The 20,647-nt window shown below is 67.4% G+C and carries 20 protein-coding genes and 1 pseudogene; 9 read left to right on the forward strand and 12 right to left on the reverse strand.

The features are described 5' to 3' along the window. Nucleotides 1-117: 117 nt before the first annotated feature. The 3 genes from ACIP1U_RS22960 (at nucleotide 118) to ACIP1U_RS22970 (ending at nucleotide 2,087) form a co-directional block, all read left to right on the forward strand. Nucleotides 118-807, forward strand: coding sequence for a helix-turn-helix domain-containing protein (locus tag ACIP1U_RS22960; RefSeq protein ID WP_400319772.1), 690 nt, complete (start codon nucleotides 118-120; stop codon nucleotides 805-807). After that, nucleotides 804-1,205: a flagellar transcriptional regulator FlhD gene (gene flhD / locus ACIP1U_RS22965; RefSeq protein WP_400319774.1), complete on the forward strand. Its 402-nt coding sequence runs from the start codon at nucleotides 804-806 to the stop codon at nucleotides 1,203-1,205. The genes ACIP1U_RS22960 and flhD overlap by 4 nt, the downstream gene beginning before the upstream one ends. A 69-nt stretch (nucleotides 1,206-1,274) precedes the next feature. Further along, nucleotides 1,275-2,087 (forward strand): hypothetical protein, encoded by an 813-nt coding sequence (locus tag ACIP1U_RS22970; RefSeq protein ID WP_400319777.1) that lies wholly within the window; start codon nucleotides 1,275-1,277, stop codon nucleotides 2,085-2,087. A 106-nt stretch (nucleotides 2,088-2,193) separates the two neighbouring features. On the opposite strand, the gene gabD is transcribed toward ACIP1U_RS22970, so the two are convergent. The 7 genes and pseudogenes from gabD to ACIP1U_RS23005 form a co-directional block, all read right to left on the reverse strand. Next, nucleotides 2,194-3,642, reverse strand: a complete 1,449-nt coding sequence (gene gabD, locus ACIP1U_RS22975) for an NADP-dependent succinate-semialdehyde dehydrogenase (RefSeq protein WP_400319780.1) — start codon at nucleotides 3,640-3,642, stop codon at nucleotides 2,194-2,196. A 179-nt stretch (nucleotides 3,643-3,821) separates the two neighbouring features. After that, a complete protein-coding gene (locus ACIP1U_RS22980; RefSeq protein WP_400319782.1) occupies nucleotides 3,822-4,031 on the reverse strand; it encodes a DUF3079 domain-containing protein in 210 nt (69 codons plus the stop codon). Nucleotides 4,032-4,166: 135 nt separating this feature from the next. After that, entirely contained in the window at nucleotides 4,167-4,382 is a 216-nt protein-coding gene (locus ACIP1U_RS22985) for a hypothetical protein (RefSeq protein WP_400319785.1), read from the reverse strand. A gap of 130 nt (nucleotides 4,383-4,512) precedes the next feature. Next, nucleotides 4,513-4,698 (reverse strand): annotated as a pseudogene (locus tag ACIP1U_RS22990) (AI-2E family transporter); the annotation flags it as partial. A 259-nt stretch (nucleotides 4,699-4,957) separates the two neighbouring features. After that, entirely contained in the window at nucleotides 4,958-6,379 is a 1,422-nt protein-coding gene (locus ACIP1U_RS22995; protein ID WP_400319788.1) for an aldehyde dehydrogenase family protein, read from the reverse strand. Between the two features lie 47 nt (nucleotides 6,380-6,426). Then, the gene (locus ACIP1U_RS23000) at nucleotides 6,427-7,335 is read right to left on the reverse strand and encodes a TauD/TfdA dioxygenase family protein (protein WP_400319791.1); all 909 of its coding nucleotides are present in this window, start codon (nucleotides 7,333-7,335) and stop codon (nucleotides 6,427-6,429) included. 71 nt (nucleotides 7,336-7,406) lie between these two features. After that, entirely contained in the window at nucleotides 7,407-9,083 is a 1,677-nt protein-coding gene (locus ACIP1U_RS23005) for a GMC family oxidoreductase (protein ID WP_400319793.1), read from the reverse strand. Nucleotides 9,084-9,268: 185 nt separating this feature from the next. Here ACIP1U_RS23005 and ACIP1U_RS23010 point away from each other — a divergent pair, with 185 nt between their 5' ends. Further along, the gene (locus ACIP1U_RS23010; RefSeq protein ID WP_400319796.1) at nucleotides 9,269-9,979 is read left to right on the forward strand and encodes a GntR family transcriptional regulator; all 711 of its coding nucleotides are present in this window, start codon (nucleotides 9,269-9,271) and stop codon (nucleotides 9,977-9,979) included. A 284-nt stretch (nucleotides 9,980-10,263) separates the two neighbouring features. Further along, the gene (locus ACIP1U_RS23015; protein WP_400319799.1) at nucleotides 10,264-10,527 is read left to right on the forward strand and encodes a hypothetical protein; all 264 of its coding nucleotides are present in this window, start codon (nucleotides 10,264-10,266) and stop codon (nucleotides 10,525-10,527) included. Between the two features lie 76 nt (nucleotides 10,528-10,603). Here the strand turns inward: ACIP1U_RS23015 and ACIP1U_RS23020 are convergent, their stop codons facing one another. The 4 genes from ACIP1U_RS23020 to ACIP1U_RS23035 all read right to left on the reverse strand — a co-directional run bounded on the left by ACIP1U_RS23020 (nucleotide 10,604) and on the right by ACIP1U_RS23035 (nucleotide 14,836). Beyond that, on the reverse strand, nucleotides 10,604-11,128 hold the full coding sequence (locus tag ACIP1U_RS23020) for a host attachment protein (RefSeq protein WP_400319802.1): 525 nt from the start codon (nucleotides 11,126-11,128) through the stop codon (nucleotides 10,604-10,606). A gap of 166 nt (nucleotides 11,129-11,294) precedes the next feature. Further along, the gene (gene rocF / locus ACIP1U_RS23025; RefSeq protein ID WP_400319805.1) at nucleotides 11,295-12,215 is read right to left on the reverse strand and encodes an arginase; all 921 of its coding nucleotides are present in this window, start codon (nucleotides 12,213-12,215) and stop codon (nucleotides 11,295-11,297) included. Between the two features lie 57 nt (nucleotides 12,216-12,272). After that, nucleotides 12,273-13,832, reverse strand: a complete 1,560-nt coding sequence (locus ACIP1U_RS23030) for a sulfatase-like hydrolase/transferase (protein ID WP_400319808.1) — start codon at nucleotides 13,830-13,832, stop codon at nucleotides 12,273-12,275. A gap of 35 nt (nucleotides 13,833-13,867) precedes the next feature. Next, entirely contained in the window at nucleotides 13,868-14,836 is a 969-nt protein-coding gene (locus ACIP1U_RS23035) for a Bug family tripartite tricarboxylate transporter substrate binding protein (protein ID WP_400319905.1), read from the reverse strand. A gap of 122 nt (nucleotides 14,837-14,958) precedes the next feature. Here ACIP1U_RS23035 and ACIP1U_RS23040 point away from each other — a divergent pair, with 122 nt between their 5' ends. Further along, on the forward strand, nucleotides 14,959-15,510 hold the full coding sequence (locus tag ACIP1U_RS23040) for a MarR family winged helix-turn-helix transcriptional regulator (RefSeq protein ID WP_400319811.1): 552 nt from the start codon (nucleotides 14,959-14,961) through the stop codon (nucleotides 15,508-15,510). A 71-nt stretch (nucleotides 15,511-15,581) separates the two neighbouring features. Continuing rightward, nucleotides 15,582-17,060, forward strand: coding sequence for a PQQ-dependent sugar dehydrogenase (locus ACIP1U_RS23045; RefSeq protein ID WP_400319814.1), 1,479 nt, complete (start codon nucleotides 15,582-15,584; stop codon nucleotides 17,058-17,060). Between the two features lie 15 nt (nucleotides 17,061-17,075). Here the strand turns inward: ACIP1U_RS23045 and ACIP1U_RS23050 are convergent, their stop codons facing one another. After that, nucleotides 17,076-17,954 carry a LysR substrate-binding domain-containing protein gene (locus ACIP1U_RS23050; protein ID WP_400319817.1) on the reverse strand — a complete coding sequence of 293 codons (879 nt, stop codon included), beginning with the start codon at nucleotides 17,952-17,954 and terminating at the stop codon, nucleotides 17,076-17,078. Nucleotides 17,955-18,079: 125 nt separating this feature from the next. Here ACIP1U_RS23050 and argH point away from each other — a divergent pair, with 125 nt between their 5' ends. Continuing rightward, on the forward strand, nucleotides 18,080-19,579 hold the full coding sequence (gene argH / locus ACIP1U_RS23055) for an argininosuccinate lyase (RefSeq protein ID WP_400319908.1): 1,500 nt from the start codon (nucleotides 18,080-18,082) through the stop codon (nucleotides 19,577-19,579). Nucleotides 19,580-19,608: 29 nt separating this feature from the next. Next, the gene (locus ACIP1U_RS23060; protein ID WP_400319818.1) at nucleotides 19,609-20,577 is read left to right on the forward strand and encodes a Bug family tripartite tricarboxylate transporter substrate binding protein; all 969 of its coding nucleotides are present in this window, start codon (nucleotides 19,609-19,611) and stop codon (nucleotides 20,575-20,577) included. The last annotated feature ends 70 nt before the right edge of the window (nucleotides 20,578-20,647 follow it).

Here is a 20,647-nt window from a genome sequence, read left to right on the forward strand (position 1 = left end):
CGATCCGGGCTGCCCGACGCCCTGCCTTGCTGCGACAGTTGCCCCCAGGCGCGTGGCTGCCAGGCGGCCGGCCCGGTCCAGCAAGCGCATCCCGCCGCCGGCGCGCAGCCGCAGCCAATGCGTAGCGTCCGGCTGCGCAAGGGGCAGCCGCTGTACCTGATCGGCGACCCGGCCACCGCGCTCTATGCGATCCGCGTCGGTACGGTCAAAACCCATGTCACGAGCGAGGACGGGCGCACGCAGGTGGTCGGCTTCCATTTTCCGGGCGAACTGGTCGGGCTCGATAGCCTCGCGCGCACTCGCTATGTATCGTATGCCACGGCGCTGGAAGACACCGAGCTGTGCGTGATCGCGATCGACCCGGGCCGTGCCGCCACGGCCGCGGCGCCTGCGGCGGCCCAGCTGTTCCTGGCGCTTGACTACCAGGCCCGGCGCGCGCGGGCCATGCAGACCATGCTGGCGCTGATGACCGCCGAGGAGCGGCTGGTCACGTTCCTGCTGTGGATGGCCGACGGTTTCGCGGCGCGCGGCTTTTCTTCGTCGGCGTTCATCCTGCGCATGAGCCGCGAGGAAATCGGCAGCTATGTCGGCCTGACGTTGGAGACGGTCAGCCGGCAGTTCTCGCGGCTGGCCGAGATCGGGCTGATCCGCGTACGCCACCGTTGCATCGAGCTGCTGGACAAGCCCGCGTTGCGCGCGATTGCAGAACGCCCGACGATCTCGGCGCACACCGCCCCCGACACCGCCCTGGACACTGCCGCTGGTCCCGCAGGTACCGCCACGGGTCCCACGGAATCCATCCAATGAGGCGCAAACCGGAGCACGCTGACGCCGCTGATGCTGCTGACGCAAGCGCAGGCACGACGCCCGGCGCGGCGGATCGCGGTGTTGCCGGGGCCGACATCCTGCGCGACATCCAGCAGCTGAACCTGTCATACCTGATGCTGGCGCAGCGTCTGCTGCGCCAGCACGAAGCCGAGGCGCTGTTCCGGCTTGGCATGGGGCAGGAGCTGGGGCGCACGCTGGCAGCGCTGGCCCCGGCGCAGATTGTGGCCCTGGCGCGCTCGAACCTGCTGCTGTGCCGCTTCCGGCTGGACGACTGCAAGGTGCTGGCATCGCTGACGGCAGCCGAGGCGCGGCACCCGCTGGGGGGCATGCATGCGGCGATCGTGATGGCCTCGCAGCCTGCCGGCGGGACGCGCTGATGCCTGTCCGCGCTCTTCGGCACTCCGCCACCGCCCGCACGGGCTTAGCAATCAACCATGGAGCCATGAATGACGGGTACTGCCCTGAGCTACGTCGAAACGAGCCTGCGACCGTCCGGTAACCCGAGCCAGCCGGGCGCGTCCCTGCCGACACGCACTGAAATCACCGGCATGCCGCATACGCACGCCCTGGTCCGTGCGCTGCCGTGCGACGAGATCGCGCAGCGCTGCATCGAAGCCGCGCTTCGCGTGCTGGCAGAGGCGGGACACCAGCCGGTGCGCACGGTGGTGTACAGCGGGCAGGGCCGGCAGGCATCGCTGGACTTTTACGTCGAGGCCGACGTGGTGGCCTGCTGCGAGCTCGATGGCGCGCTGCAGCGCCAGCTGGCCAGCCTGTGCACCAGCGTGCTGCCACCGGGGCTGGCGCTGTCGGTGCGACCGCTCGGCACGTATGTGCCCGATGGCCCGCCGGCGGGCGAGCATGGCGCGGCCGAGCGCTTGCGCAGGTGCGCCGGCGAACTGCTGAGCCGCGGCGGCGAGATGAACCAGCGGTTGTCGGCGCTGTGCGCCTACCTGGCGGCGCTCCATGACGCGCAGGCCACCGCCGACTGGCTTGGCCATCTCGACCAGAGCCTGTTCGGCCAGGGCCAGGAAGCGCTGTCGTGGCGCCTGCGCCGGCATCGCAGCGTGGAAGGGCGGGCGCTGGCACAGGCGCTCGAAGCGCTGTCGCGGGCCGCCGACGGTGCGCTGCATGAATTCGGCAAGCCATATGGCGCCAACCATGCGCGCTACCAGCTCGAGCAGATGCAGCGCTTCCGCGACCAGATCGAGCGTTTCCGCCTGGCGTGCTCGCCGGGACAGCCCTGTGGCCCCGGCTGCTAGAGCAGCATGGCAAGGGCGCAGGGCGGGCGCAAGCGCGGCAGCGCGCCCTGAACGTGCTAGCCGCGCTAGTCGCGCCAGGCGCCAAGCGCCAAGCGCCGCCGCGGGGTCAGATCCCGGCCATGCAGGTGTACTTGATGACCAGGTAATCCTCGATGCCGTAGTGCGAACCTTCGCGGCCGACGCCTGACTGCTTGACGCCGCCGAATGGCGCCACCTCGTTCGAGATCAGCCCGGTATTGACGCCCACCATGCCATACTCCAGCCGCTCCGACACGCGCCAGACGCGGCCCAGGTCGCGCGCATAGAAGTAGCTGGCCAGGCCGAACTCGGTATCGTTGGCCATCGCCACGACCTCGTCCTCGGTTTCGAAGCGGAACAGCGGCGCCAGCGGCCCGAAGGTTTCCTCGCGCGCGACCAGCATGCCGGGCGCGACATCGGCCAGCACGGTCGGCTGGAAGAACGAATGGCCGAGCGCGTGCCGCTGGCCGCCGTGCACTACGCGCGCGCCCTTGCCGACGGCGTCGGCGATATGCTCCTCAACCTTGGCCACGGCCTTGTCGTCGATCAGCGGCCCGATGCGCACGCCGTCGTCCATGCCGTTGCCGACCTTGAGCGCCGCGACCGCCGCCACCAGCTTCTGCGCAAAGGCCTCGTACACGCCCGCTTGCACATAGATGCGGTTGGCGCAAACGCAGGTCTGGCCGGCGTTGCGGTACTTCGACACGATCGCCCCTTCCACCGCGGCGTCGAGGTCGGCATCGTCGAACACGATGAAGGGCGCGTTGCCGCCCAGTTCCATCGAAACCTTCTTGATGGTCGATGCGGTCTGTGCCATCAGCACGCGGCCCACCTCGGTTGAGCCGGTAAAGGTGAGCTTGCGCACCAGCGGATTGCTGCTCATCTCGCCGCCGATCGCACTCGCCGAGCCCGTCACCACCGACAGCACGCCGGCCGGAATGCCGGCACGCTCGGCCAGCGCTACCAGCGCCAGCGCGGTCAGCGGCGTCTGCGACGCGGGCTTGAGCACCATGGTGCAGCCGACCGCCAGCGCAGGGCCGGCCTTGCGCGTGATCATTGCCGCCGGGAAGTTCCACGGTGTAATCGCCGCGCACACCCCGACAGGCTCCTTGGTGACGACGATGCGCTGGTTGGTGACCGGTGCGGGAATGGTGTCGCCATAGACCCGCTTGCCTTCTTCGGCAAACCACTCGATGAACGAGGCGGCATAGGCGATCTCGCCGCGTGCCTCAGCGATCGGCTTGCCCTGTTCGGCGGTCATGATGCGCGCCAGGTCTTCCTGGTTGGCCAGGATCAGCTCGAACCACTTGCGCAGCAGCGCCGAACGTTCCTTGGCCGTGCGCGCGCGCCAGGCGGGCAGGGCGCGGTTGGCGGCTTCGATGGCCTGGCGGGTTTCATCGGCGCCTAGTTGCGGCACCTGGCCGACGCGTTCGCCGGTGGCGGGGTTGGTCACGTCGATGCGGCGCTCGCCATCGATCCAGCGGCCGTCGACAAAGCACTGCTGGCGCAGCAGCGAAGAATCCTGGAGTTTCAACATGATGGTTCCGGTGGGGGGCTGTGGGAGCCGTGGGGGCTTCAGGGAGGCCGGATAGCCGTGAAGGCGATTGTAATCCCGCCCGTGTTTTCACCCGCGTTGTAGTTCAGGATCGCTGGGTTCGGTCTATGACCGGGTCAGCAGGACGGGTGCGTGTGCGTGAAGGTGAAGATGCGCGTCGGCTAGGTGGGGGCGCGTCCGCGCGCGGTGGTGTCCGGGGCCTCAATGCCCCAGTCGCCGTAGTCGAGCCAGTCATCGCCGAGCAGCTCGATGGGATGCTGCGTCCGGCTGGAACCGTTGCCGCATCCCATGGCATCTGCCGGGCAATACTTGTCGCAACCCCAGCAGACGCGCTCGGGATGGCTTGGATGCAGGGGGAATTTCTTGGCCATGGCGTGGTTGGCGGGCGGAAAGGGCTCGCTTGAGCCAGATTATCCGGCCATCAATCCAAAGCAGATTTGCACAAGATCAAGGCGGGCGGAATGAGAACGGCTGACGTGCCGATTACGCCAACTCCGGTTCCATCCTTAGCGCCAGCCATCGACGTCCAGTCGTGTCCAGCGGTCCGGCGCCTCGCCGTCGGCCGAGGCCAGCAGCAGGCTTTCGCCGCAATCGCTGCAACGGTAGACGAAGGCGTTCTGGCCGCCGGCAGTGCGCAGCGTCGCCGACTTCAGCAGGCTCGCATGTGGCGGGAAATGCCCCGGCCGGTCCAGTTGCGACAGGCAAAGGTCGCACAAAGGCATGGTGGTTCCTCCAGCACGAATGCCGCAGCAGGAAAATGTTGTGGTGCAGCATTCCTGGATTGAGTATAGGTGCACGGACGGTGCGCGGGTCCGGGCCGGTAGGGCGCCGGCGCGTGGGAAAGCGAACTGACTATTCGCCAAGGAACTCCGCTACCACTTCCAGCCCCTCGATGTGATCGGCCACGACCTTGGCAATGGTGATCAGCGGGATGGCGAGCAGCATGCCCCACACGCTCCACAGCCACGTGAACAGCAGCAGCGCCACGAACACCGCGACGGCATTCATTCTGGCCATGCGCCCGGTCATCCAGGTGGTCGACATAGCCGGGCGCTTTGGCAAAAGGCCTGGCGCTGTCTTTGAAAGATAGCTGCCCGGTGGCGCGCGGCTGTCGGACGCTGCCGACTACTGGTGTCAGACAAGGGCGGCAGTAGCCGCGCCCATGGTGCCTGCCCAGTACATTTGCCAGCGGCATCTTCGACCAGTGGATCGGCGCGCCGGGCATGGCACCTTTGTCAGCAAGGTGGAAAGACCCGGCCGGTAGCTTATGCGTAGCTGGGCCGGGTTTTAACGCTGGTCAGCCGGTGACGGTCTTGGTTTCGAGGTACTCCGCAATGCCTTCCGGACCGAACTCGCGGCCGTTGCCCGAGGCCTTGTAGCCGCCGAACGGCACCGAGATGTCCATCGATGCGCCGTTGATGCGCACGCTGCCGGCACGCAGGCGCGCGGCCAGCTTGCGGGTGCGCTCGGGGTTGGACGACGCGATGTACGCGGCCAGGCCGAACTCGGTATCGTTGGCGATGGCCACGGCGTCGTCTTCGGAGTCGTAAGGCAGTATGCACACGACTGGCCCGAAGATTTCCTCGCGCGCAATGGTCATCTCGTTGCGCACATCGGCGAAGACAGTCGGCCGGGCATAGAACCCTTGGGACAGGCCGTCGGGACGCCCTGGGCCGCCGGCGGCCACGCGTGCTCCTTCCTCGATGCCGATGCCAATCAGCCGCTGCACCTTCTCGTACTGCGCGCGGTTCGAGATAGGCCCCATCCTGGTCTGCGCATCGGTGGGGTCGCCGACCGTGACCGCGTTGGCAGCCGCGGCGGCAATCTGCACCGCCTGTTCATACTGCGCGCGCGGCACCAGCATGCGGGTCGGCGCGATGCAGGTCTGCCCGGAATTCAGCATCACCTGGGCGACGCCGCTGCTCACGGCGGCCTGCAGGTCGGCATCGTCCAGGATCACCAGCGGCGACTTGCCGCCCAGCTCCTGCGTCACGCGCTTGACCGTCGGAGCGGCGCTGACCGCCACCTCGACGCCGGCGCGCGTCGAACCAGTGATCGAGACCATGTCGACATCGCGGTGCGCCGACAGCGCCGTGCCGACCACGCGGCCTTCGCCGAAGACCATGTTGAATACGCCCGGCGGCGTGCCGGCGGCATCCATGATCTCGGCAAAGATCTGTGCGTCGAGCGGCGCGATTTCCGATGGCTTGAGCACCACGGTACAGCCCGCCGCCAGCGCTGGCGCCACCTTGGCCGCGATCTGGTTCAGCGGCCAATTCCACGGCGTGATCAGCGCCGCCACGCCGATGGCTTCGCGCAGGAGATAGCTCTTGCCGCGCTGGCTTTCGAATTCGAACTCGCGCAGCGCCTGCACCGTGGCCTGCAGTTGCGCCAGGCCGATCGCGGCCTGCAGGTTGGTGGCGACGGTGATCGGCGCGCCGATCTCCTGTCGCACTGCCTGCGCCAGGTCGCCCAAGCGCGCCTGGTACGCCGCCATGACGCGCTCAAGCAGGGAGATTCTGTCCTCGCGCGTGGACGCCGACCACGCCGGGAAGGCGGCGCGCGCGGCGGCTACCGCCTGATCCACGTCGGTGGCCGTGCCCATGGCGATTTTGCCCACCACAGACTCGGTGGCCGGATCGATGAGATCGGCCTGGGTCGCGCCCGGCGCGGGTTGCACCCACTGGCCGTTGATATAGAACTTGTCGACGAGTTTCATCGGGTTTGCCTCGCAGATCGATGGAAGAATCGAGTGGGAAGGGCCGCTCATACCGGACGGTCGCCGATGATGGTGGCGCGGTTCATGTGGCGCACGGCGGGGAAGTAGTCCTGCACCGCGTAGTGCTGCGTGGAGCGGTTGTCCCACAGGGCGATGGTGTCAGGCTGCCAGCGCAGGCGCACCTGGTATTCGGGCGCCGCCGCCTGGCGGTACAGGTATTGCAGCAGGTCCAGTTCGGCCGGTCGATAGTCCGAGCCGATGCGGTAGGACTGCTCCTTCATGAAGTTGGCGAAATGCGTGGTGAAGGCCTCGTTGATGAAGAGAATCTTCTCGCCGGTTTCCGGATGCGTGCGCACCACCGGGTGCACCATCGGCGGGTACTTGGCGCGCATTTCTTCATACTTTTCCTCGGACAGCGCGGTGCCAAAGGCGGGCATCGCGTCATGGACCGCCTTCAGGCCGGCAATGCGCGCCTTCACGTCCTCCGGCAGCTTTTCATAGGCTGCGGCCATGTTGATCCAGATGGTGTCGCCGCCCACCTCGGGGCAGGTAACACAGCGCAGCATCGAGCCCATCGAGGGGATCTCGCGCCAGGACACATCGGAGTGATACAGGTTCTCGCGCCCGCGCTTTTCGCCGTCGCGGCCGAACACCACCAGCTCGGGATGCTCGGGATGGTTGGTGAACATCGGATGCACTTCAAGTTCGCCGAAGCGGCGCGCTACGGCCACGTGCTGCGCCGGCGTGATCGCCTGCTTGCGGAAGAACAGCACCTTGTGCGTCAGCAGCGCGGCGCGCAGCGCGAGGTAAGTGGCTTCATCCAGGGTTTCGCGGAAATCGATGCCTTCGACTTCGGCGCCAATGGTGGGCGTGCAACGGCGCACGGTGAACGGCCAGGAGGCCGGGTCTTGCGCGCGGAACGCTTCCGGGCTGAGGGTCAGGGCAATGGCTTGCATGCGTTGTCTCCTTTGTGGTGGCTATTGCGGATGCAGTTCGCCGCCCGGACGAGCCAGGCGGCGAAGGGTTTTCAGCGGGCCGAGGCCTTGATCAGGTCTGCGGCCTTCTCGCCGATCATGATCGTGGGCGCATTGGTGTTGCCGCCGACCAGCGTCGGCATCACCGAGGCGTCGGCGACGCGCAGCCCGTCGATGCCACGCACGCGCAGCTCGGGATCGACGACCGCCATGTCATCGATCCCCATCTTGCAGGTGCCGACCGGGTGGTAGACGGTGTCCGCGTGCGTGCGGATGAAATGCCGGATGGCTTCTTCGTTGCTGCTGTCCGGGCCGAAATCGTCGGTCAGCAGCTCACGGCCTCCGTATTGCGCCAGCGCCGGCTGGGCGAAGATGCGGCGGATGGCACGCACGCCGGCCACCATGCCGGCCATGTCCTCTTCCGCGGACAGGAAGCGCGGGTCGATCAGCGGCGCGTCGCGCATGTCCGCGCTGCGCAGGCGCACGTGGCCGCGGCTCTGCGGACGCAGCACGCAGGCATGGCACGAATACCCGTGGCCGAGCTTGCTGCGCTTCTCCATGTTGCGGTTGCCGACCAGCGCTACCACGAACACCAGTTGCACATCAGGGATGGAAAGCCCGGGACGGCTACGGAAGAACGCGCCGGCCTCGGCGAAGTTGGACGTGACCATGCCCGTGCGGTGGCGCCGGTAGCGCATGACCTCGCCGGCCATGCGCAGCAGCCCGCTGGCGGTCTGCCCGAACAGGTCGGTCGAGTGCAGCTGCTTGTTGACGATGATGTCGAGGTGGTCCTGCAGGTTTTCGCCCACGCCTGGCAGGTCGTGGACCACGTCGATGCCAAGGTCGCGCAGTGGTGCCGCCGGGCCGACGCCCGAAGCCATCAGCAGCTGCGGCGAGTTGAAGGCACCCGTGCTGAGCACGATCTCGCGCCGCGCGCGCAGCACCTGCTTCTCGCCGTTGCGCACGATCTCCACGCCCGTGGCGCGCCTGCCCTCGAACACGATCCGCAGCGCCTGCGCGTCGGTCAGCACCGACAGGCCGCTGCGGCCGCCGTTGAAGGCCTTGTCCGCGGCATCGCCGCGATGCAGGTAGGCGCGCGCCGTGTTCCAGCGTTCGCCGTTGCGCTGCGTCACCTGGTACAGGCCGGCACCTTCCTGCGTCGGTCCGTTGAAATCGGCATTGGGCGCCATGCCGGCCTGCAGCGACGCTTCGACGAAGCGCTGCGAGAACGGGTTGGGCGAGCGCAGGTCGCTGACATGCAGCGGACCGTCGCTGCCGTGCAGGGGATCGTTGGCCAGCCTGGCGTTGTGCTCGCTGCGGCGGAAGTAGGGCAGCACGTCGTCGAAGCCCCAGCCCTTGCAACCCAGTGCTGCCCATTCATCGTAGTCGTTGCGATGGCCGCGCACGTAGAGCATGCCGTTGATCGACGAGCTGCCGCCCAGCCCGCGCCCCCGCGGCTGGTAAGAACGCCGGCCGTTCAGGCCGGGCTGCGGCTCGGTGTAGTACGCGTAGTTGCGCGGCCCGGCCTTGGGAACGGTGTTGGCAAAGCCAATGGGCGCCCAGACCGAGAAGTGGTGGTCATGCGGGCCTGCCCCGAGCAGCGCCACGGTCGCGCCCCGGTCTTCGGCCAGCCTTGCCGCCACGGCACAGCCCGCCGAACCCGCCCCGATCACGATGTAGTCAAAGTGCGCCGTCGCGCGGGCGGCGCCTGGTGTTGCGTGGGTATGCAATTGTGTGTCTCCTGAGTTGCCCGCATGCAAGGTCGGTTAGGGAAAGTCGGGGGCGCTGGCATGCGCTGGCGATGCGATACTGCCATTACCTGTTATAACAGGTCAATCGGCTTTACGACCTGACCTGTCATGATAGGTATAATCCCTGATCCCCGCATCGGAGCCGCCGCCAGGCGGAACACAACGTGGCGCTGCCAAGATTCAAGGAAATCGAGAACGAGATCCGGGAGCGGATCGTCCGCAACCAGCTGGGTCCGGGCGCCAAGCTGCCGTCAGAAGCCGAGCTGATGACGGAATTCGCCGTGAGCCGGATCACCGTGCGCCAGGCGTTGTCTGGCCTGCACAATGCCGGGCTGATCGAGAAGGTCAACGGCAAGGGCAGCTTCGTCACGCGCCCGACCGACACGCCGAGCCTTGGTGCGCTGACCGGCTTCTACGAGACCGCCCGTGCGCGCGGCCAGCTGGCCTACGGCAAGCTCGCGTCGGTCAAGCTGGTGCGCGCCCCGGCGTTCGTGACGAGCGTGCTCGACCTTGAACCCGCGGAGAAGGTGTTGAGCGTGTCGACCGTGCGCTTCTGGGACGATGCGCCGGTGGCGTATTTCACGCTGCTTGGGCGCGAGCCGCTGATGCGCCGGCTGGTGCAGGAAGACCTGGAGACCAATGACGCGATGTCCGTGCTTGAAAGCCGGCTCGGCTACCGCTTCAAGGAGTCGACGATGGAGGCAACCGCCGTTGCGGCGCCGGCTGAAGTGGCCAGGCGCCTGGGCGTAGCCGAGGGCGAGCCGCTGCTGCGGCTGCGTTCCACCCCGTACGACTTCGACGGCACGCCGCTGCTCTGCGCCGAACTGCTGTTCCGCCCGGACCGCTACGCGTACAAATGGACGATCAGGCGCTAGGCCGCTTTTCTGTAAGCGCCGAACTACGCAACGCCCCGGCCCTGCGGTAAGCGCGGTAAGTCGCGGTAAGTTTTACCCGCGCCGCGCACTTCTTACTGCAGCAAGCACGCAGACAGGTCCTTTCCCGGCGCCGGGTGGGCAACGGCAGCCCATTGCTGGCATCGCCGCCGGCTACTGGTACGTCAGTTGCGTGATGACGCAGCGCAGCGGCGATTCCAGCGCGCTCGCCGGCCGGTCCTGCGTCGATGCAAGGCCCGGCCGCAACCTGCAAGACGGAGGACCACATGAAAACGACGCTACGCATCAGCACTGCATTGCTTGCCTCGCTCGGCATCCTGGCTGGCTGCACCGCGACCGGCAGCACCAGCGGATCGGGATCGCTGTCGGGTTCCGGCTCGGTGTCTGAACAGCAACGCAGCCGCAGCGGCTATGGCTCGCCGAGTTCCAGCACTTCGACCGGCACGTCCGGCGCGACCAGCACCACCAGCCCTGGCGGCACCTCCAGCGGCTCCAGCGGCTCGACCAGCGGCTCGGGCACGGCGCGCTGAAACGCCCGCATGCTCGCGCGGCCGCCCGCACGCAAGTGCGGCGGCCGCTACCTTGGCTTCAGCGCGCTTCCAGTCGTCAGCGATCCCTTCCTGTATTCACGCGCTCGTCCCGGCGCGCACGCACTACGCCCTCATCGGCCAGCCGTTGCTGCAGGTCGTTGTTGGGCACGTGGATAAAGTCCTTGCCGATCTCGCGGGTCACCACGTTGGTGACGGAAGCAGGCAAGGTCTTGCGCAGCAGCCCCAGGAAGCGCGGTGCCGCGATCAGCACGAGTTCTTCATAGCGCTGCTTGTTGCGGGCGTCCGCCAGGAAATCTGCGACGCGGTGCGCGAACAGCTGCGCTTCCTGGTGCAGCTCGTCCTCGCCCGCGGACGACGTAACCGTGGACGGGCCGACCTGGTGCGCGCCGGGGTGACCGGCATCGCCCTGCGAGGCGGCCTGGCCACGCCGGCCGTAGGCGTCGCGGCGCAGGTCGGCGCGGTCAGCGTGCGCGGCGGCATCGGTAATTTCTTCGACCACCGCCAGCGGGGCGGCGTCTGCATGCGAGGTAAAGACGCGGGCGACGGATTCGTCCGCCACCAGGATCCAGATGTTCTTCATGATCGCTCCGGTTGCCGGCCCGAACGGTGGGCCTGATTACCGGTATTGCAAGGGGTACGCCACCGGCTGCCGGCCCGCGGCAGCGCTGGTTCGCGCGCTTCGCGGGCGTCCGGGTGCCGCATGCGGCATGGCGTTGCAGTATCGACAGGCATCCCGTGCAACTTTTTCAGGCGGGCGGCGGACGCCACAGCGTCGATTTTCCGAACAGGCTTTCCACCAGGTCCACGGCCAGTAGCCCGGTCTGGTTGCGCACGTCGCAGGCCGGGTTCAGTTCCATCACGTCGAGCGATGCCAGCCGGCCGGTATCGGCGATCATTTCCATGCAGAGCTGGGTCTCGCGGTAGGTCGGCCCGCCCGGCACGGTGGTCCCCACGCCGGGCGCAATCACGCAGTCAAGGAAATCCACGTCGAAGCTGACGTGCAGGTGCGTCTGCGCGCCAATGCCGGCCAGCGCCTGTTGCATGGTGTGGCGCATGCCGTTCTCGTCGATATAGCGCATGTCGTACACCGCCAGCTGCAGTTCGTGCAAGCGGCGCTTTTCCTCTGCATCGACGCTGCGGATACCGATCTGCCGGATCGCGCTGCGCTTCACCGCCGGCGCTGGGCCGGCCAGGGTGGTCAGCGGCGCGGGGCCGTGCCCGCACAGGCAGGCCACCGGCATGCCGTGCATGTTGCCGGTGGGCGTGGTGGTGCCGATATTGGCGTCGGCGTGCGCGTCAAGCCACAGCACCATCAGGGTCTTGCCGGTGTCGCGGCAATGGCGCGCCGCGGCGCTGATCGAGCCGATCGCCAGGCAATGGTCGCCGCCCATCAGCAGCGGCAGCCGGCCCCCCTTCAGCGCGCCCAGGCACGCGTCATGGACGGCACGGTTCCACGCCACGACTTCGTCGAGGTGGCGCATGCCCGCTTGCGGCGGCTGCCACGGATTGGCGGGGCCGCTCAGGTTGCCCGCGTCTTCGACCTGCAGGCTATTGCGTGCGAGCGCCTGCGCAATGCCGGCGACGCGCAGCGCCTCGGGGCCCATCGAGCAGCCGCGCGTGCCGGCCCCGACGTCGGTGGGGGCGCCAATCAGCGTGACAGGTTTCATGGCGGGTTGCGGTGAATGCGGACGCCCATGCGCCTGCAGGTTCCGTACCCGCCTGGCTCACCACACGCCGAAAAACACGCCGGCCTGCTTGTACACGTTGGTCTTGGCCGCGACCTCTTCGTTGGTCACGGTCACGCGCGGCTTGAGCGTGCAGAACCAGTCCAGCAGCCGCAGGCGCATGGCGTTGCGCACGGCTTCATGGCCGGGGTCGGCGCCCAGGTCGAAGTACTCGTCCGGATCGTTCTCAAGGTCGAACAGCTGCGGCCGGAAGCCTTGCCAGAGGACATATTTCCAGCGCGCGTCGCGCACCATCCAGGCGCGGCATTCGCCCGGGTGGCGGCCCAGCGCGACCCGGGCGCCGCGGTAAGCATAGTCGAGTTCGGAAACGACAAAATCGCGCCATTGCCCTGCATCGCGCGAGCGGGTCAGGTCCAGCAACGAGCGGCCTTCGATGCGATGGTCGGCCGGCGGCAGCCCCAGCGCATCGAGCACCGTCGGTACCACGTCGACCGCCGACACCATGTTCCGCTGCGCGCTGCCGCGGGTGGCATCGGCTTCGGGCGAGGGGTCGTAGACGATCAGCGGCACGTTCTGGACGGTGTCGTAGAACTGCTCCTTCTCGCCCAGCCAGTGGTCGCCGAGGAAGTCGCCATGGTCGGCGGTAAAGACGATCAGCGTGTCCTGCCAGCGGCCCAGCCGTTCCAGTTGATCCCACAGCAGGCCAAGGCGGTCATCGATCTGCTGGATCAGCCCCTGGTAGGCGGGACGCACCGCATCCGACACTTCCTGGCGCATGAAGTTGGCGCATTCCTCCTGCGTGCGATACGCCGACAGCACCGGATGCGGGTCTTCCAGTTCGGCGGCGTGGCGGCGCAGCGGCAGGCAGTCGTCGAGCTTGTACGCGGCGTGATAAGGCGCAGGCGCGAGGTAGGGCCAGTGCGGCTTGACCAGCGACAGGTGCAGCACCCACGGCTCGTCGCCGCGCGCGCCGATGTACTGCATGGCCTGGTCGACGGTGTAGGCGGTTTCGGAATGCGGCTCGGCCACGCGGGCGGGCAGGCCGGCATTGCGCATGTGCCAGCCGGAGACGACCTCGCCTTGTGCGTTCTCGGCGCTGATGACGTAGTCCGTCCACGGGTCGACGCTGTCATAGCCTTGCTGGCGCAGCCAGTCGGCATAGGCGCTGCGCGGCTCGGCGTGGTGGCCGTCGTGGCGGTCGACCTCGGTGAAATGGCCGCTGCGCAACAACGTCTCCAGTTCAGTGCCGCCGTCCAGGTGCAGGCGCTTCAGGTTGGCGCTGTCTGGCATCACGTGGGTCTTGCCCGCCAGCGCCAGCGCGCGGCCGCTGTCTTTCAGGTATTCACCCAGCGTGACCTCTCCGACCGACAGCGGCACACGGTTCCAGGTGGCGCCGTGGCTGCTGACGTAGCGGCCGGTGTAGAAGCTCATGCGGCTGGGGCCGCAAACGCCGGAGGTGACGAAGGCGCGGTCGAAGCGCACGCCGCGCCTGGCCAGCGCGTCGATATTGCGCGTGCGCAGCGTGGGATGCCCATAGCAGCCCAGGTGGTCGCGGCGCAACTGGTCGCACATGATGAACAGGGTATTGCGGATCGGCATGGTGGCTCGCTACGGCTGGTTTCCGTCAATGGGCTTTAGTCGCCGGTATAGCCGGAGGCCTTCACCACCGGCGCCCACCGGGCAGTGTCCGACTTCAGCAGGCTGGCAAACGCGTCAGCCGTGCCGGTGGCCGGTTCCAGTCCAAGCTTCAGGAACTTGTCGCGCACGTCGGGCGACTGTACTGCCTTGACGATGGCGGCGTTGAGCTTGTCCAGCACCGGCCGCGGCGTGCCGGCAGGCGCCAGCACGCCGTAGCGGCCTTCGCCCTCGATGCCCTTGTAGCCAAGTTCGGTGAAGGTCGGCACATCGGGCAGCGCCACCGAGCGCTGCGTGCCGGAAGTGGCCAGCACGCGCACCTTGCCGGCGCGGTGCATCTCGGTCAGGTCGGCCAGCGTATCGACCGAGGCCGGCACCTGTCCGCCAACCAGCGCGCTCATCAGCGGCGCCGAGCCGTTGAACGGCACATGCAGCATCTCCACACCGACCTGCTTGCCGACCATCAGCCCGAAGAAATGCGGGATGCTGCCCAGCGCCGGCGAGGCATAGGAGTTGTTCTGGGGTCCTGCCTTGAGCCACGCCACGTAATCCTTGAGCGAGCGCGCCGGGCTGCCGGGGCCGGTGGCCAGCGCCAGCTGGAAGTTGGCTGCCTGTGCCACCGGCACAAAGTCGCGCTGGATGTCGTAGTTGAGCTTGCGGTAGACCAGCGGCGCGATCGTCATCACGGCCGAATTGGCCACCACCAGCGTATGGCCGTCGGCGGGCTGCGTGCGCGCGTAGTCCATCACCAGCCGGCCGCCGGCGCCTGGCTTGTTTTCCACCACGACGTTCTGGTTCAGCGTCTCGCGCAGCTTGTCGCCGACCAGGCGCGCGGCCAGGTCAGCGGTGCCACCGGCGGGGTAGCCGACCAGAATGCGCAGCGGGCGTTCCGACTGCGCGCCGGCGGGCAGCGCCCAGGCGGTGAAGGCGGTGGCAGTGGCCGCCAGGCAGGCGGCAAGGCGGGAAATGCGGTTGCGGGGGCTCACGGTGTCTCCTCGGTGCGGGTTGTGGTTTGGTTGTCGTTTGGTATGGGTGGCACGCTAACACCCGTCGATATAATTGACAAAGTCAACTAATTCGCGGATGTGGCATGGCACACGACGACGGCGGCAGCCGGCTGCAGCGTCCCAGGCGGCTGGGCGATTTCATTAACTACCGGGTCTATCACTTGAACCGCGTCGCGCTGGGGGCCGCGGGGCTGCATCTGCGCGCCAGGGCTGGCGTCACCCGGCGCGAATGGCGCATGATTTCCTTCCTGGGCGAGCAGCCGGGCACGCGGCTGACCGAACTGGCGCAAAGCGCTGGCCTCGACAAGGTGCTTGCCAGCCGCGCCGTGCACGCGCTGGTCGACCGCGGCCTGGTGCGGCGCGAGGCGCGTGCGCAGGACCGGCGCGCCGCGGCGTTCACGCTGACGGAGGAAGGGGAGGCGGTCTACCGTCGCGCCTTTGCGCAGGCCCGTGCCTTCAACCGGGAACTGGCGGCGTGCCTGAGCGCCGAAGAGGCGCGCGTGCTGTCGCGCTGCCTGGACAAGCTGCAGGCGCGGGCCGAGGCCATGATGGAGCAGGCGCAGGCCTTGCCGCAGCCCGAAGACGCCGCGCCGGCCTGGGATCCGCTGCAGGTATGGCGGGGCGGCAAAGGGTAGGCAGGCAAACGTTGCCACGCCATGGAGCGGTTCTTGCGTGGCAGCTGGCGCCGGGGTGGCAGGAGCGCATCATGTCAGTCTCACTACGATCTTCGCTGTGCCAATGGTTTCTTGCCTGCTGCCTGGGCCTGGCGGCGTGCAGCGGCGGTGGCGGCGATGGCGGCAGTTCCGGCAACGCCGGCGGTAGCGGCAGCAGCGGCCCGGGAACGCTGTCGTTGACGATAACCGGTCTGCCATCCGGCACACCGGCCGCGGTCACGGTGACTGGCCCGGGGGAATACCGCCAGATTGCCGCCCAGTCGACAACCCTGTCCGGCCTCGCCACCGGCACCTACACCGTCAGCGCCGCCGCTGTACTCGCCGGCACCAGCCAATACCAGCCGCAGCCACCGGCCCAGTCGGTGAGTGTCGGCGCCGGCGCGGGCGCCACCGCAAACATCGTCTATGGCTCGCCCCAGTCGGTGCGCCTGTCGCTGACGCAAGTGGCTGGCGGGCTGGCCGAGCCAATCTATCTCACCGCGCCCGCAGGCGACGCGCGCCTGTTCATCGTGGAGCGTGCCGGACGCATCCGTGTCGTGCGCAATGGCGCGCTGCTGGCCACGCCCTTCCTCGATATCGATGCGCTGACCACCACCGACGGTGAGCGCGGCCTGCTGTCGATGGCATTCGACCCGGCCTATGCCAGCAACGGCCGCTTCTACGTCTACTACACCGATAACAACGGCGCCATCACCATTGCGCGCTACCAGGTTTCCACGGGCAATCCTGACGTTGCCGACACGGCCGGTACGGTGTTGCTGTCGATACCGCATAGCAACTTCCAGAACCACAACGGCGGCCAGCTGGCATTTGGCCCGGACGGCATGCTTTATCTCGGCACAGGTGATGGCGGGGGTGGGGGCGATCCGTCCGGCAATGCGCAGAACCTGGGCGTGCTGCTCGGCAAAGTGCTGCGCATCGATGCCAGCGGCGCATCGGGGCAGCCCTACGGCATTCCGGCCGGCAATCCGTTTGCTGGCCAAGGCGGCAGGCGCGGCGAGATCTGGGCATACGGACTGCGTAATCCCTGGCGCTTCACCTTCGATGCCGGACAGTTGTATATCGCGGATGTGGGACAGGACCAGCGCGAGGAAGTCGACATCGCGGCGGCCACCAGCGCCGGGCTGAACTACGGCTGGAATCGCATGGAAGGCACCGCGTGCGTGGGCGCTGCCACGTGCGATACGACCGGGCTGACGCTGCCGGTGTTCGAGTACAACCACGATGCCGGCGGCTGCGCCATCGTCGGCGGCTATGTGTACCGGGGCAATGGGCTGGTTGCGCTGCAAGGCCGCTACTTCTATTCGGACCTGTGCACCGGCAAGCTCCTGAGCTTTGTGTTCCGCGACGGTGGCGCGGCCGAGCAGGTCGACTGGAACGTCACGATCCCCGGCAACGTGTATTCCTTTGGCGTGGATGCCGCGCAGGCGCTGTATGTGCTGTCTGATGCAGGGACTTCGGCGACCAGCGGGGCGGTGTATCGGGTCGATGCGACGGTGGGCGGTCAGTAGGGCGCCGCCGTCTCGTCACACGGCATCGAAGGCTGCGCGCATGCAGCTGACAAAGTCGTTGACGTGCGTGTCGCGTGGCGCCAGCTGCGCGCGCAGCATATAGCTCCTGAACGGGATGTCGGGCTTGAACGGGATGGCAACCACGCCCGGGAACTTCATCGTCCGGCTGACGATGGGATTCAGCAGGCTCACGCCGAGACCTTCGCTGACCATCCTGCAGATCGTCGCGGCGAAGGGCGTTTCGAGCGCCATGATGCGGTCGCCCTCGCGGAACACGGCGTCGATTGCGTGCCGTGACGAACTGCCGCCGGGCAAGGAAATGAAGCGTTCCCCGGCGAGGTCTTCCGGGACGAGCCGCTTCTTCTTCGCCAGCCGGTGACGCGCCGGCACGACGCACACCGCGCTTTCGGTATGGATGACGGACGCCACTACCCCCGCTTTGTCGGAGATATTGGAGACGAAGCCGATGTCGCAGTGCTGCGTCGCAATCCAGTTGGCGATCACGTGAGATTCGCTGGTATCGCAGACGATGCGCACCTGCGGGTACTTTTCGCTGAATCGCCGGACCGCCAGCGGCAGCACGCTCAGCGATATCGATGCTGCGGCCGCCACGCGCAGCGTGCCGACGCCGGCATCGCGTATCGCACGCGCCGAGTCGCTCAGGCTGTCCAGTCCGACGAAGGCGCGCTCCACTTCCTTGAATAGTGCCTCGGCGCCCTTTGTCGCTACCACGCGCCCCGGCAGCCGGTCGAACAGCTCGAAGCCGAGCTCCGCTTCGAGCTTGCCGATGACGCGGCTCACGTTCGGCTGCGACGTATGCAACTGCTTCGCCGCGACGGTCATGGAGCCGGTCAGCATGACGGTGCGGAAGGTTTCAATCTGCTTGAAGTTCATGCCGGCAATGGTACAGGCATTGCCAGGTGCCCATATCAAAAATGCATGCGCCCACCGGAAGCTGTCATTTGACCGGTATGTTGCCGCCTTCGATACTTGGTTCATCACACAACGCACCAACCACCATGGAATCGAAAGTCAGCCGCCGGCTCAACGAGCCGCTTGCCCAGGAAATCTGCGAGCACATTTACGGTCCGCGCCTTGCGCGTGACTTCACGAGACAATTCGCCTACCTCACCGAGGTGAATCAGGCGCACCTGCTGATGCTGCACAGGACTGGCCTGGTTGCGCCAGAAGTTGCGCAGAAGCTGGCCAGCGGCCTCCGGCAGATGGAAGCCGAAGGGCCCGACGCGGTGACGCTGGATCCGGCCCGCGAGGATCCTTACTTCAACTATGAAGCCCGGCTGATGGAAGTCAGTGGCCGGGACATCGGCGGTCGCCTGCACATGGCGCGCAGCCGGAACGACATTGCGGCCACCATCGACCGGATGCGTTCCCGCAGCATCGTGCTCGATACGATCGAGGCGCTGGGCAGCGTACGCAAGGTGGCGCTGCAACGGGCCAGCGAGTTTGCCGACGCCGTCATGCCTGGCTACACGCACCTGCAGCCCGCGCAGCCAATCACCTTCGGTTTTTACCTGAGCGCCGTCGCCGAGACGCTGGGCCGGGACATGGACCGGCTGTATGCGGCCCTGGCGCGGATCGACGCCATGCCACTGGGCGCGGGCGCGCTCGCCGGCACGCGCTTCCCGATCGACAGGGGCGTCACCGCGGCCGGGCTGGGCTTCGGCTCGCTGGTGCACAACACGCTGGATGCGGTGGCGTCGCGCGACTTCGCGTGGGAGGCCATGTCCGCTATGGCCATTGTCGCGCTGACGTGGGGTCGCGTGGCGCAGGACTTCTACGTGTGGTCCACGCCGGAGTTCAGCCTGCTGTCCTTTCCGGACCGCGTGGCGAGCACCTCGAGCATCATGCCGCAGAAGAAAAATCCCGCCGTGCTCGAGTACCTGCGCGGCAAGAGTGCCCACGCCGTCGGCCTGTTGACGACCGCGCTGATGGCAGTCAAAGGCACCCACTTCACGCACACCGGCGACAGCAGCCGCGAGAGCATCCGCAGCTTCTGGGAGTGCGCCGAGGAAACGGCGCGCTGCCTCGCGCTGTTCAAGCTGGTCGTCGGCAGCGTGGAGCCGAAGCGGCAATCCATGCTGCAGCGGGTCAGCTTCGACTTCTCAGTGGCGACGGACTTGGCCGACGGGCTCGTGGCCGAGGCGGGACTGTCGTTCCGCGACGCTCACCACGTCGTGGGCGGACTGGTGCGCATCGCGCTAGATGCCGGCCAGTCGGCCGGCGAGGTGACCAGCGCCATGCTCGACCGCGCGGCGGTGGACGTGATTGGCCGGGCCATCGAATGGCCCGAGGCCAAGCTGCGCCAGTACCTGGACCCCGTCGAGAGCGTCAACGCGCGGCGTAATGGCGGGCCGGCGCCAGCGGAGGTGATCCTTGCCATCGAGCGCCAACGCGCTCATCTTGAAACCGTGCTGGCTGCCGTGACGTCGACGCGGCTGCGCCTCGACGCGGCGCACGACCAGATGAAGCGCGATATTGCCGCCCTGGCGGCGGCGTGATCCATCCATCCTCTTCCTGCCCAAGCACCATGAAGCTCATCGCCAAGTTGCTGATCGCTGCCGTAACAACGGCTTGTGTTGCCACCGGCGCGTCCGCCGCGTATCCGGACAAGCCGATCCGCCTCATCGTTCCGTTCCCGGCCGGAGGCACCGTCAACCTCGTCGGCCGCGTGCTGGCGCAGCGCCTGTCCGAGACGCTGGGCCAGCAGGTCATCGTGGAGAACAAGCCCGGTGCGGGCGGCACGCTGGGTGCGGACCTGGTCGCCAAGTCGCCGCCTGACGGCTATACGCTGCTGCTCGCGTCTTCCGGCCACCAGTCCATCCATCCGCTGATCTACAAGAGGCTGCCGTACGACGCAAGCAAGGACTTTGTGCAGGTGGCGCTGTTCGCGGCCGTGCCGAACGTGCTGGTGGTCTCGAACAAGGTACCGGCGAAGACCGTCAAGGAGTTCGTCGCCTATGCAAAATCCGGCGGCAAGCCGCTGTTCATGGGCTCGGCAGGCAACGGCAGCGTCAATCAGATGGTCGGCGAGCTGTTCCAGCACAAGACCGGCACCAGCTTCGAACATGTGCCCTTCAAGGGCGCGGGCCCGGCGGCAGTCGACCTCATGTCGGGCCAGATCGACCTGATGTTCGTCAACCTGCCGAACGTCCTGCCGCACATCCAGGGCGGGAAGATGCGCGCCCTTGCGGTTGCGAGCTCGCAACGGGTGGCCTCGCTGCCGGACGTTCCCACCATGGCAGAGGCCGGCATCCCTGACTTCGTGGTCGACTCCTGGTCTGGAGTGCTGGCGCCGGCGGGAACGCCCAAGCCGATCGTCGACCGGCTCTCGCTCGAGATCAACAGGATCGCGAAAGAGAAGAAAACTGCCGACGGCCTTGCCGCCCAGGGGGCCATCCCGATGTCCGGCACCAGCGCCGAATATGCCGCGCTGGTGCGCGTCGAGACCCGGCGCTGGGCCGAGGTGATCAGGAAGGCGAACATCACGCTGGATTGAAGCCGCAGCGAGGGCCACGCGGGCCGGATGCGTGTATCGCACGGATCCGGCCATACCCCGCCTCCCTGCC

Origin of the sequence: Cupriavidus sp. NPDC089707, assembly GCF_044748965.1 — a bacterium.
In the GTDB taxonomy this organism is placed as follows: Bacteria; Pseudomonadota; Gammaproteobacteria; order Burkholderiales; family Burkholderiaceae; genus Cupriavidus.